This is a genomic window from Bradyrhizobium sp. BRP23, from assembly GCF_020194135.1.
Classification (GTDB): Bacteria; Pseudomonadota; Alphaproteobacteria; order Rhizobiales; family Xanthobacteraceae; genus Bradyrhizobium; species Bradyrhizobium yuanmingense.
In genome coordinates this window covers 129742-141553 of record NZ_JADYVW010000008.1, presented here as the reverse complement: position 1 = coordinate 141553, position 11812 = coordinate 129742, and the positions used below count along the sequence as shown (strand labels likewise).

Below are 11812 nucleotides of genomic sequence, written 5' to 3'. Positions count from 1 at the left end.
TCTTCGTCATCGCCGGCAAAGCACGTGGATGGCCGGGACAAGCCCGGGCATGACGCGTCGTGGGGATAGTGCCTCGTTCTGGCAATTAGCACTCCCTTAACCAACCTGTCCCATCTTCCGAAGATGGTCTCCCGCGCGCGCCTGAAATCGATCCTGACCGGTCTTGCCCTCTATGCGATGGCGGCGGCGATCGTCGGCTATTTCGGCGTCAACGCCTACACCGGCAAATACGGTCTCAACGCCCGCCAGGAGCTCGACCAGGAGATCATCGCGCTGACCAGCGAGCTGGCTCAGCTCAAGCGCGAGCGCGCCAGAAGCGAACAACGGGTGTCGCTGCTGCGGTCCGAGAAGATCGACCCGGACATGCTGGACGAGCGGGCGCGCTTCCAGCTCGACTATGTCCATCCGCGCGATCTCGTTCGAATGATCCCGGCGAACTAGCGGCATCCGCAGCTTTCGAAGCGGAAAGCGAAAGTCGCTGCTGACATCCGACCGCCGCACCTTTGCCTCCTCCTGCGAAGGTCGTAACCCCCGAACCGGGCGGTTCCCTTGACGGCGGCGCCGCGGCGGGCTCATGCCTTTGCTGGCGCGCGCTGAAGTTGACGCAGATCAACCGGGGAGCACCGGCGCGTCCTACAATCGATATCCGGAGGAAACTGTGATGAATGGGACAATGCCCCGGCATCACGCGGCCCGCGTCGAGGCCGCCATCGCGTCAGGCCAGGCGGCCCGGTCCGCGCTCGTGGCCTCGTGGCGCCGTTCCTCCCGATTGCACCATCTCGATCCCGGCGGCCACGCCGCGCCGATGCGGCTGACCGAAGCCGAGCTGCAGCAGGCGCGCGAGCGCATCGCGCCGCTTCTGGCGGCCGCCCAGGGCGCCATGGACCGGCTTTATCAGGCTGTCGGCGCTGCGGGCTGCTGCGTGCTGCTCGCCGATCGCGAGGGCGTGCCGGTCGATCGCCGCGGCACGGTGGCGGACGATGCGACGTTTCAGTCCTGGGGCCTTTGGACCGGTGCACTCTGGAGCGAGGAGCACGAGGGCACCAACGGTATCGGCACCTGCCTCGTCGAGCAGCGTCCGCTGACCATCGATCGCGACCAGCACTTCTTTGCGCGCAACACGCTTCTGAGCTGCACCGCCGTTCCGATCTACGATCACGAGGCGGCGCTCGCGGGCGTGCTCGACGTCTCCTCCTGCCGCGCCGACCGCACCGACGCCTTCGCCAGCCTGATCGCGCTCGCGGCAGGCGAGGCGGCCAGGCGGATCGAGGCCGACCTGTTTCGCAAGGTCTTCGCCCATGCCCGCATCGTGCTGACACAGGCGGCGGATGGAAGCTGCGGCGGCCTCGTTGCGGTCGATGCGGACGATCTCGTGATCGGCGCAACGCGCTCCGCCCGGCTGGCGCTCGGCATCGCGCCCGGCGGTGCGTTGCGGCCGGTGCCCGCGGCCGATCTTCTCGGCGGCGATGCCGCGCGCGATCATCTTGCCGGCGGCCAGCGCGCGGTGCTGCAGCGGGCGCTGCTCCGCGCCGGCGGCAATGTCTCCGCCGCCGCCAAGGCCCTCGGCGTCAGCCGCGCCACGCTCCATCGGAAGCTGAAGCGGTTCGAGCTGAACCACTGAGCTCATCCGTCATTGCGAGCGCAGCGAAGCAATCCAGAATCTTTCCGCGGAGGGACTCTGGATTGCTTCGCTGCGCTCGCAATGACGGTAGGGTGGCTGTGAGCGCTCCATCTCACGCTTACCTCGTCCACGACTGTCGCAGTTCTGCGACAGGTCGGCTCCGCCATCGCGTCCGCCCGGGCTGACAGACATCGCCTCCCGCATCATCGTCGGCGCAAGTCGCAAACAGGCGACGACAAAGCGCAAACAGCAACATCGGGAGTGATCAATGAACAAGGTGGAATTCCTCAGCGTCACCAAAGTGCCCTTTGCCGAACGCTACGACAATTTCATCGGCGGCAAGTTCGTCGCGCCGATCTCCGGGAAATATTTCGACAATGCCTCGCCCCTGACTGGCCAGGTCGTCTGCAAGATCGCGCGGTCCGACGCGCAGGACATCGAGGCAGCGCTCGACGCGGCGCATGCCGCCAAGTCCGCCTGGGGCCGCACCAGCGTCGCCGAGCGCGCCGCGGTCCTGAACCGGATCGCCGACCGCATGGAAGAGAACCTCGAGCGCCTCGCGATTGCCGAGACCTGGGACAACGGCAAGCCGATCCGCGAGACGCGCGCCGCCGACCTGCCGCTCGCGATCGACCATTTCCGCTATTTCGCCGGTGTCGTCCGCGCCCAGGAAGGCTCGATCGGCGAGATCGACCACGACACCATCGCCTATCATTTCCACGAGCCGCTCGGCGTGGTCGGCCAGATCATTCCCTGGAACTTCCCGCTTCTGATGGCCTGCTGGAAGCTCGCGCCGGCGCTGGCCGCCGGCAATTGCGTGGTGCTCAAGCCCGCCGAGCAGACCCCGGCCTCGATCATGGTCTTCGCCGAGGTCATCGCCGACCTGCTGCCGGCAGGCGTGCTCAACATCGTCAACGGCTTTGGCCTCGAGGCCGGCAAGCCGCTGGCGTCGAGCCCGCGCATTGCCAAGATCGCCTTCACCGGCGAGACCACGACGGGCCGGCTGATCATGCAATATGCCAGCCAGAATCTGATTCCGGTCACGCTAGAGCTCGGCGGCAAGTCGCCCAACATCTTCTTCAAGGACGTCACCGCCGAGGACGACGATTTCTTCGACAAGGCGATCGAGGGATTCGTCATGTTCGCGCTGAACCAGGGCGAGGTCTGCACCTGTCCGAGCCGGGCGCTGGTCCACGCCGACATCTATGACCGCTTCATGGAGCGGGCGCTCAAGCGCGTCGCTGCGATCAAGCAGGGCGATCCGCGCGATCCCACCACCATGATCGGCGCGCAGGCCTCCAGCGAGCAACTCAGCAAGATCCTCTCCTATATCGACATCGGCAAGCAGGAGGGCGCCAAGGTGCTGGCCGGCGGCGGACGCGCCGATCTCGGCGGCGATCTCACCGGCGGCTTCTACGTGCAGCCGACCGTGTTCGAGGGCCACAACAAGATGCGAATCTTCCAGGAGGAGATTTTCGGCCCCGTCGTCTCGGTCACGACCTTCAAGACCGACGAAGAGGCGCTCGCGATCGCCAACGACACGCTCTACGGCCTGGGTGCCGGCGTTTGGAGCCGCGACGCCAATCGCTGCTACCGCTTCGGCCGGGAGATCCAGGCTGGCCGGGTCTGGACCAACTGCTACCACGCTTATCCCGCCCATGCGGCGTTCGGCGGCTACAAGCAGTCGGGCGTCGGGCGCGAGACCCACAAGATGATGCTCGATCATTACCAGCAGACCAAGAACCTCCTGGTCAGCTACAGCCCGAAGAAGCTCGGCTTCTTCTGATCGGATCGGAGAGGGCGGCGCCGCTTCGGCGCCGTCCGCTCCGCATGTCGGGATTGGCGTCGTGCACCGTTCTTGATCCGGTCACGAATCTGCGCGCGCGATGGCGCTCATAGATTTGTTGCCCGATCAGCGCCAAAGATTTTGCAATATTTCGATCACGTTGCAGTGCGGCATAATGAAAGTCGTGCCATGCCGCCGCGGTGCTTTCCAAGGGCGTTTGACTTGGGTTAGAGAGGGCGAAAGTTTTCTCTGACCCGGAATTCCCATGGCCGCACCCAAGAAAGCCGCCGCAAGCGCTCCACAGGACAAGACCGACGGCGGTTCGCCCCCGGAATTCACGAAGGAGCAGGAACTCAAGGCGCTCCGCGACATGCTCCTGATCCGGCGCTTCGAGGAAAAGGCAGGCCAGCTCTACGGCATGGGCGCCATCGGCGGCTTCTGCCACCTCTATATCGGCCAGGAGGCCGTGGTGGTCGGCATGCAGATGGCCCTCAAAGAGGGCGATCAGGTCATCACCGGCTATCGCGACCACGGTCACATGCTTGCGACCGGCATGGATGCCAACGGTGTCATGGCCGAGCTGACGGGACGCCGCGGCGGCTATTCCAAGGGCAAGGGCGGCTCCATGCACATGTTCAGCAAGGAGAAGCACTTCTACGGCGGTCACGGCATCGTCGGCGCCCAGGTCTCGCTCGGCACCGGCCTTGCCTTTGCCAACCACTATCGCGGCAACGACAATGTCAGCGTCACCTATTTCGGCGACGGCGCGGCCAATCAGGGCCAGGTCTATGAGAGCTTCAACATGGCGGAGCTCTGGAAGCTGCCGGTGATCTACGTAATCGAGAACAACCGCTACGCCATGGGCACCTCGGTCTCGCGCGCCTCGGCACAGCAGGATTTTTCCAAGCGCGGTGCGTCCTTCAACATCCCGGGCAAGCAGGTCGACGGCATGGACGTCCGCGCCGTGAAGGCGGCGGGCGAGGAGGCGGCGGCCTGGTGCCGTGGCGGCAAGGGTCCTTTCATCCTGGAGATGCAGACCTATCGCTATCGCGGCCACTCGATGTCCGATCCCGCAAAATATCGTACGCGCGAGGAGGTCGAGAAGGTTCGCCACGACCAGGATCCGATCGAGCAGGTTCGCAATCGGTTGCTCGCCGCCAAGGTCAGCGAGGCCGATCTCAAGGCGATCGACGCCGAAGTGCGCGACATCGTCAACGCCTCCGCCGATTTCGCCCAGCATGATCCCGAGCCGGATGCCGCCGAGCTCTGGACCGACGTGTACCGCTGAACGCGCGCAAGCTTTCTTTGGAGAAGATATGCCAATTCAAGTGCTGATGCCCGCGTTGTCGCCCACGATGGAGAAGGGCAACCTCGCCAAATGGCTGAAGAAAGAGGGCGAGACGATCAAGTCCGGCGACGTCATCGCCGAGATCGAGACCGACAAGGCGACCATGGAGGTCGAGGCGACCGACGAGGGCACGCTCGGCAAGATCCTGATCCCCGAGGGCACCGCCGACGTCGCGGTGAACACCCCGATCGCGACCATCCTCGCAGACGGCGAGAGCGCGGCTGATCTCGCCAAGGCACCCGCAGCGGCGGCGAAGGCTGCGGAGTCCGCGCCGCCGGCCGCAGCAAAGGCCGAGGCGCCCGCGCCGAAAGCCGCGCCTGCTCCCCAGGCCGTCGCCGAGCCCGATCCGGAAGTCCCCGCCGGCACCGAAATGGTGACGCAGACCATCCGCGAAGCGCTGCGCGATGCCATGGCCGAAGAGATGCGCCGCGACGCGGACGTGTTCGTGATGGGCGAAGAAGTTGCTGAATATCAGGGCGCCTACAAGGTGACCCAGGGCCTGCTCCAGGAGTTCGGCGCCAAGCGCGTGATCGACACGCCGATCACCGAGCACGGCTTTGCTGGCGTCGGCGTCGGTGCCGCGATGACCGGCCTCAAGCCGATCGTCGAGTTCATGACCTTCAACTTCGCCATGCAGGCGATCGACCAGATCATCAATTCCGCGGCCAAGACGCTCTACATGTCGGGCGGCCAGATGGGCTGCTCGATCGTGTTCCGCGGTCCGAACGGTGCGGCCGCGCGCGTTGCCGCCCAGCACAGCCAGGACTATTCGGCGTGGTATTCGCACGTCCCCGGCCTCAAGGTGGTTGCGCCATATTCGGCCGCGGACGCCAAGGGCCTGCTCAAGGCTGCGATCCGCGATCCCAACCCGGTGATCTTCCTCGAGAACGAGGTGCTGTACGGCCACACTGGCGAAGTGCCGAAGCTCGACGACTTCATCATTCCGATCGGCAAGGCGCGCATCGTGCGCGCCGGCAGTCACGTCACGATCATCTCCTGGTCGAACGGCATGACCTATGCGCTGAAGGCTGCGGACGAGCTCGCCAAGGACGGCATCGAGGCCGAGGTGATCGACCTGCGCACGCTGCGCCCGATGGACACGGAGACCATCATCAACTCCGTGAAGAAAACGGGACGTGCGGTTACGGTGGAAGAGGGGTGGGCCCAGAGCGGCGTCGGCGCCGAGATCGCCGCGCGCATCATGGAGAACGCCTTCGACTATCTTGATGCGCCGGTGACGCGCGTGTCTGGCAAGGACGTGCCGATGCCCTATGCCGCGAACCTGGAGAAGCTCGCGCTGCCCTCGGCGGCGGACGTCGTCGAGGCCGCTAAAGCCGTCTGCTACAGGTAGACCATGGCAGGCCCCAAGGAGCAGCCACTGCCGCCAGACGTCATGACCCGCGACGACGCGGTCGAGATCCTGCGCGTGTTCGTCCTGGACGGTGGGCTGTCGATGGCGTTCCAGCGCGCCTTCGAGGAGCCGGACATGTGGGGCCTCCTGCTCGTCGATCTCGCACGTCATGCCGCGCGCGCCTATGCGCGCGAGAGCGAATATACCGAGGAGGACGCGCTGAACCGGATCCTCGACATGTTCCAGGCCGAGATCGAGCGTCCCACTGACACGGGCACCACCACGCCGCGCGGCAAGGGGCACTGACCATGGCGATCGAAGCCTATCATTACGATTTCATGCTGGAGGCGATCCGCGAGGCGGAAGCCTCGATCGCGCAGGGCGGCCTGCCGATCGGCGCGGTGCTGACGCGCGACAACAAGATCATCGCCCGCGGCCACAACAACCGCGTGCAGGAGAACAATCCGATCCTGCATGGCGAGATGAGCTGCCTGCGCGAGGCCGGCGCGATCTCGTTCCATGACACCGTCATGTACACCACGCTGTCGCCTTGCTCGATGTGCGCCGGCGCGCTCGCGCTGTTCAAGGTCAAGCTGGTGGTGATCGGGGAATCCGCCACCTTCGAAGGCTCCAAGGACATTCTCGACAAGTTCGGGATTCCGTGGATCGACCTTGCCGACGACCGCTCCATCACCATGATGAAGAATTGGCGTTCCATCCCAACCAATGAGCGCCTGTGGCAGGGCGACATCGGCAACTAAACCTGGTCTGTTCGTCGCCGCTGTCGGACGACGACGTTTTGCAAAGTTCTTCTTGAGGTCAGCATGCCCATCAACATCCTGATGCCCGCTCTCTCGCCGACGATGGAGAAGGGCAACCTCGCCAAATGGCTGAAGAAGGAGGGCGACAAGGTCAAGTCCGGCGACGTCATCGCCGAGATCGAGACCGACAAGGCGACCATGGAGGTCGAGGCGATCGACGAAGGCACGATCGCCAAGATCCTGGTGCCAGAGGGTACGCAGGATGTCCCGGTCAACGACGTGATCGCCGTGCTCGCCGGCGAGGGCGAGGACGTGAAGGCTGCGGGTAGCGCCAAGCCCAGCGCCTCGGCCGCGCCGCCAAAGGCCGCTGCCGCTGCGCCGGCTCCCGCGCCTGCGCCCGCCGCACCGAAAGCTGCTGCGCCCGCCGCGGCACCCGCGCAGCAGGCTGCAGCTCCGGCAGCGCAAGCCAATGGTCATGGCGGCCGTGTATTCTCGTCGCCGCTGGCGCGCCGTCTCGCCAAGGAGGCCGGCATCGATGTCGCCCTGGTCGCCGGCACCGGTCCGCACGGCCGCGTGGTCGCCCGCGACGTCGAGCAGGCCAAGTCCGGCAAGGGTCTGAAAGCGCCCGCCGCGGCACCGTCAGGCGCGCCTGCGATCGCGCCGACCATGTCGGACAAGCAGATCCTGTCGCTGTTCGAGCCCGGCTCCTACGACATCGTCCCGCATGACGGCATGCGCCGCACCATCGCCCAGCGCCTGACCGCATCGATCCAGAACGTCCCGCACTTCTACCTCACCATCGACTGCGACATCGGCAAGCTGCTCACTGCCCGCGAGGAGATCAACGCCGCCGCGCCGAAGGACAAGGAGAAGAAGCCGCTCTACAAGATCTCGGTCAACGATTTCGTCATCAAGGCGATGGCGGTCGCGCTGCAGAAGATCCCGAACTGCAACGTCAGCTGGACCGAAAGCGGCATGGTCAAGCATCACCATTCCGACGTCGGCGTTGCCGTCGCGATGCCCGGCGGCCTGATCACGCCGATCATCCGCAAAGCGGAGACCAAGACGCTCTCGACCATCTCCAACGAGATGAAGGATTTTGCCGCGCGCGCCCGCTCGCGCAAGCTCAAGCCGGAGGAATACCAGGGAGGCACCACGGCCGTTTCCAACCTCGGCATGTACGGCATCAGCCACTTCACTGCGGTGATCAATCCGCCTCATGCCACGATCCTTGCGGTTGGCACCAGCGAGGAGCGTCCCGTGGTGCGCGGCGGCAAGATCGAGATCGCGCACATGATGAGCGTGACCTTGTCCTGCGATCACCGCGCCATCGACGGCGCGCTCGGCGCCGAGCTGATCGGCGCGTTCAAGCAGCTGATCGAAAATCCCGTGATGATGATGGTGTGATTTCCGGTGTGCCCGCCGCCGGATATCCTCACGGAAGGAATTCTAAGCGACGCGAAGTTTGTTAGTAGTACGTTTGTTGGAGGCGTTGCGTTCGCTTGGACGATTGTCTTGCTCAAGCTCTCACGAGCTGCGAGCTTCAAAGTGCTCGGCACTGAGATTCCAATGGCCTTCGTTCCGGCAGCATTACTAATATACACGGGGTTCGCCGCGTTTGCCTCCTATTCATTCGCAAATCATGCAACCTGTGTAGCGAGCCTCCTACCGCAGGCCCGCGAAGTTGTCTGGTGGAAGTTGACGTTTGGCGGCCCGATCTTTTTCAATGGTTTCTCAGGCGACATCAGTCGTGCCTCTCTTGGCTGGTTAAAGGTCTTTCAGGTTGACTCTCTTACGCCCGCTGGACTCTTGCACTTGGCGATGGTTAGCGCCGCCTTCGCGATACTTGGTATTGATCGGGCGCACAGACAGCCACTCTGGTCGGCGAATTCAGTTTCAGTTGTAAGTCTCATTGTCGTGAATTGGGTTTTAGGAAGTCAAAGCTTGTACCTAGCTTCACATTTCAGGGGTTGAGACATGAACGTCAGCTTTTCATGGGAGTCATTGATCGTACCGGTGGGCATCTATCTCGCGTTTCGCGCCATTCCGATTATTCTCGAACTGTTGAGTAGTCGTTCCCCCAGCAAAAAAGAGACCGTAGCTGCAACCCCGACTGCGGTAACTGAAGAGAGCACTAAACCGGAGTAGCATCGCGCATGGCCGACACATCCTTCGACGTCATCATCATCGGCTCCGGCCCCGGCGGCTATGTCACCGCCATCCGCGCCGCGCAGCTCGGCTTCAAGACCGCGATCGTCGAAAAATCCTATCTCGGCGGCATCTGCCTCAACTGGGGCTGCATTCCTACCAAGGCGCTGCTGCGTTCGGCCGAGATCTACCACTACATGCAGCACGCGAAGGACTACGGGCTCTCCGCCGAGAAGGTCTCGTTCGATCCGAAGGCGGTGGTGCAGCGTTCGCGCGGCGTCTCCAAGCGCCTCAACGACGGCGTCGGCTTCCTGATGAAGAAGAACAAGGTCAGCGTGATCTGGGGCGCGGCCTCGATCGATGCGCCCGGCAAGGTCACGGTGAAGAAGTCCGACGTCGAGGGCCCGAAGGGCGCGCTAGGCGAGGGGACCTACCAGGCCAAGCACATCATCGTCGCCACCGGTGCGCGGCCGCGCGTGCTGCCCGGCCTCGAGCCGGACAAGAAGCTGGTCTGGACCTATTTCGAGGCGATGGTGCCGGAGCGGATGCCGAAGTCGCTGCTGGTGGTCGGCTCCGGCGCGATCGGCATCGAGTTCGCCTCGTTCTTCCACACCATGGGAAGCGACGTCACCGTGGTCGAGGTGCTGCCGCAGATTCTGCCCGTCGAGGACGCCGAGATCGCGGGCCTCGCCCGCAAGCGGCTGGAGAAGCAGGGCATCAAGATCATGTCCTCGACCAAGGTCACCAAGCTGGAGAAGAAGGCCGACAGCGTCCTCGCCACCATCGACGACGGCAAGGGCAAGCCTGTCACATCAGAGTTCGAGCGCGTGATCTCGGCGGTCGGCGTCGTCGGCAACATCGAGAATCTCGGCCTGGAAAAAGTCGGCGTGAAGACCGACCGCGGCATCATCGTGGTCGACGGCTACGGCAAGACCAACGTCCCCGGCATCTACGCGATCGGCGACGTTGCCGGCCCCCCGATGCTGGCGCACAAGGCCGAGCATGAGGGCGTGATCTGCGTCGAAGCGATCAAGGGCCTCAATCCGCATCCCCTCGACAAGAACATGATCCCGGGCTGCACCTATTGCCACCCGCAGGTTGCATCGGTCGGCTTGACGGAAGCCAAGGCCAAGGAGAACGGCCGCGAGATCCGCGTCGGCCGCTTTCCCTTCGTCGGCAACGGCAAGGCGATCGCGCTCGGCGAGGATCAGGGCCTGGTCAAAGTCATCTTTGACAAGAAGACCGGCCAACTGCTCGGGGCCCACATGGTCGGCGCGGAGGTCACCGAGCTGATCCAGGGCTACGTCGTCGCCATGAATCTGGAGACGACGGAAGAAGAGCTGATGCACACGGTCTTCCCGCATCCGACCCTGTCGGAGATGATGAAGGAAGCCGTGCTGGATGCGTATGGACGGGTGTTGAACATTTGACAGCCGTCATTGCGAGCGAAGCGAAGCAATCCAGACTGCTGCTGCGGAAAGATTCTGGATTGCTTCGCTTCGCTCGCAATGACGAGCAGAGAGAGCTGTTTGCAGAACAAGAAGGAAATCATCCCATGCACGACAACGACAATCTCACCATCGAACGTCCGACCTTCGTCACCCATCTCGAATGCGCGATGGAGGGCGATCATTACGCGGCCGACGAGGTTCACAACCTCTCCAAGGCCGGCAAGCCGCTTCTGGTACGCTACGACCTCGCGGGCGTGAAGAAGGCGCTGACCAAGGATGCGCTCGCCCAGCGCCCCGGCGACATGTGGCGCTACCGCGAGCTTTTGCCCGTGCGCAAATGCAAGGACATTGTCTCGCTCGGCGAAGTCACGACGCCCCTGGTCCGGCTGCCGAAGCTCGGCGCAAAACTCGGCGGCGGCGAGATCATCGTCAAGGACGAGGGACGGCTGCCGACCGGCTCGTTCAAGGCGCGCGGCCTCGTGATGGCGGTGTCGATGGGCAAGGCGCTCGGCATCAAGCATATGGCGATGCCGACCAACGGCAATGCCGGCGCGGCGCTGGCGGCCTACGCCACGTCCTGCGGCATCAAGACCACGATCTTCTGCCCGGCTGACACGCCCGAAGTGAACGTCAGCGAGATCGAGCTGCAGGGCGCGACCGTCTACCGCGTCAACGGCTATATCGACGATTGCGGCAAGATCGTCGGCGAGGGCAAGGCCAAGGTCGGCTGGTTCGACACCTCGACCTTGAAGGAGCCGTACCGCATCGAGGGCAAGAAGACGATGGGCCTCGAACTCGCCGAGCAGCTCGGCTGGGACGTGCCCGACGTGATCTTCTATCCGACCGGCGGCGGCACCGGCCTGATCGGGATGTGGAAGGCGTTCGACGAACTCGAGAAGATCGGCTTCATCGGCTCGAAGCGTCCGCGCATGGTCGCGGTGCAGGCCTCCGGCTGCGCGCCGATGGTGCGCGCCTATGAGGCCGGGACCGAGCATGCGACGCGCTGGGAGGACGCCCACACCATCGCCTCGGGCATCCGTGTGCCGCAGGCGATCGGCGATTTCCTGATCCTGCGCGCGGTGCGCGAGAGCAAGGGCTTTGCCATCGCGGTCGACGACGACAAGATCTCGGCGGCGCTGAACGAGGTCGCGCGCGAGGAGGGGCTCTTGCTCTGCCCCGAGGGCGCCGCGACCTACGCCGCCTACAAGGAAAGTCTCGCCGACGGCCGGGTCAGCAAGACCGATCGCGTCATGCTGTTCAACTGCGCGACCGGCCTGAAATATCCGCTGCCGCCGGTCACCCGCACGCTCGATCGCCACAAGCCGATTGACTATTCGAAGTTCTAA

Annotated in this window: 11 protein-coding genes; all 11 read left to right on the top strand. The window is 64.2% G+C overall.

From position 1 onward, the window contains the following. Window positions 1-123: 123 nt before the first annotated feature. The 11 genes from I6F24_RS22440 to I6F24_RS22390 all read left to right on the top strand — a co-directional run bounded on the left by I6F24_RS22440 (window position 124) and on the right by I6F24_RS22390 (window position 11812). The gene (locus tag I6F24_RS22440) at window positions 124-441 is read left to right on the top strand and encodes a septum formation initiator family protein (RefSeq protein WP_025036496.1); all 318 of its coding nucleotides are present in this window, start codon (window positions 124-126) and stop codon (window positions 439-441) included. 220 nt (window positions 442-661) lie between these two features. Further along, window positions 662-1621: a GAF domain-containing protein gene (locus I6F24_RS22435; RefSeq protein ID WP_036009867.1), complete on the top strand. Its 960-nt coding sequence runs from the start codon at window positions 662-664 to the stop codon at window positions 1619-1621. A gap of 268 nt (window positions 1622-1889) precedes the next feature. Next, window positions 1890-3407, top strand: coding sequence for an aldehyde dehydrogenase (adh, locus tag I6F24_RS22430; RefSeq protein WP_036025166.1), 1518 nt, complete (start codon window positions 1890-1892; stop codon window positions 3405-3407). Window positions 3408-3672: 265 nt separating this feature from the next. Continuing rightward, window positions 3673-4695 carry a pyruvate dehydrogenase (acetyl-transferring) E1 component subunit alpha gene (pdhA, locus tag I6F24_RS22425; protein ID WP_036025165.1) on the top strand — a complete coding sequence of 341 codons (1023 nt, stop codon included), beginning with the start codon at window positions 3673-3675 and terminating at the stop codon, window positions 4693-4695. Between the two features lie 28 nt (window positions 4696-4723). Next, entirely contained in the window at window positions 4724-6106 is a 1383-nt protein-coding gene (locus tag I6F24_RS22420; RefSeq protein WP_074447972.1) for a pyruvate dehydrogenase complex E1 component subunit beta, read from the top strand. A gap of 3 nt (window positions 6107-6109) precedes the next feature. Further along, window positions 6110-6412 (top strand): DUF5076 domain-containing protein, encoded by a 303-nt coding sequence (locus tag I6F24_RS22415; protein WP_008547332.1) that lies wholly within the window; start codon window positions 6110-6112, stop codon window positions 6410-6412. A gap of 2 nt (window positions 6413-6414) precedes the next feature. Beyond that, the gene (locus tag I6F24_RS22410; RefSeq protein ID WP_036032460.1) at window positions 6415-6867 is read left to right on the top strand and encodes a nucleoside deaminase; all 453 of its coding nucleotides are present in this window, start codon (window positions 6415-6417) and stop codon (window positions 6865-6867) included. 63 nt (window positions 6868-6930) lie between these two features. Next, window positions 6931-8274: a pyruvate dehydrogenase complex dihydrolipoamide acetyltransferase gene (locus tag I6F24_RS22405; RefSeq protein WP_074447971.1), complete on the top strand. Its 1344-nt coding sequence runs from the start codon at window positions 6931-6933 to the stop codon at window positions 8272-8274. Window positions 8275-8844: 570 nt separating this feature from the next. Beyond that, the gene (locus I6F24_RS22400) at window positions 8845-9015 is read left to right on the top strand and encodes a hypothetical protein (RefSeq protein WP_157786078.1); all 171 of its coding nucleotides are present in this window, start codon (window positions 8845-8847) and stop codon (window positions 9013-9015) included. 8 nt (window positions 9016-9023) lie between these two features. Beyond that, window positions 9024-10445 carry a dihydrolipoyl dehydrogenase gene (gene lpdA, locus I6F24_RS22395; RefSeq protein WP_036009842.1) on the top strand — a complete coding sequence of 474 codons (1422 nt, stop codon included), beginning with the start codon at window positions 9024-9026 and terminating at the stop codon, window positions 10443-10445. Window positions 10446-10570: 125 nt separating this feature from the next. Further along, window positions 10571-11812: a threonine synthase gene (locus I6F24_RS22390; protein WP_036031649.1), complete on the top strand. Its 1242-nt coding sequence runs from the start codon at window positions 10571-10573 to the stop codon at window positions 11810-11812.

Bases quoted from the DNA above. Each gene is read 5' to 3' on its own strand.
- I6F24_RS22440 (WP_025036496.1), top strand. From the start codon at position 124: ATGGTCTCCCGCGCGCGCCTGAAATCGATCCTGACCGGTCTTGCCCTC.
- I6F24_RS22435 (WP_036009867.1), top strand. From the start codon at position 662: ATGAATGGGACAATGCCCCGGCATCACGCGGCCCGCGTCGAGGCCGCC.
- adh (WP_036025166.1), top strand. From the start codon at position 1,890: ATGAACAAGGTGGAATTCCTCAGCGTCACCAAAGTGCCCTTTGCCGAA.
- pdhA (WP_036025165.1), top strand. From the start codon at position 3,673: ATGGCCGCACCCAAGAAAGCCGCCGCAAGCGCTCCACAGGACAAGACC.
- I6F24_RS22420 (WP_074447972.1), top strand. From the start codon at position 4,724: ATGCCAATTCAAGTGCTGATGCCCGCGTTGTCGCCCACGATGGAGAAG.
- I6F24_RS22415 (WP_008547332.1), top strand. From the start codon at position 6,110: ATGGCAGGCCCCAAGGAGCAGCCACTGCCGCCAGACGTCATGACCCGC.
- I6F24_RS22410 (WP_036032460.1), top strand. From the start codon at position 6,415: ATGGCGATCGAAGCCTATCATTACGATTTCATGCTGGAGGCGATCCGC.
- I6F24_RS22405 (WP_074447971.1), top strand. From the start codon at position 6,931: ATGCCCATCAACATCCTGATGCCCGCTCTCTCGCCGACGATGGAGAAG.
- I6F24_RS22400 (WP_157786078.1), top strand. From the start codon at position 8,845: ATGAACGTCAGCTTTTCATGGGAGTCATTGATCGTACCGGTGGGCATC.
- lpdA (WP_036009842.1), top strand. From the start codon at position 9,024: ATGGCCGACACATCCTTCGACGTCATCATCATCGGCTCCGGCCCCGGC.
- I6F24_RS22390 (WP_036031649.1), top strand. From the start codon at position 10,571: ATGCACGACAACGACAATCTCACCATCGAACGTCCGACCTTCGTCACC.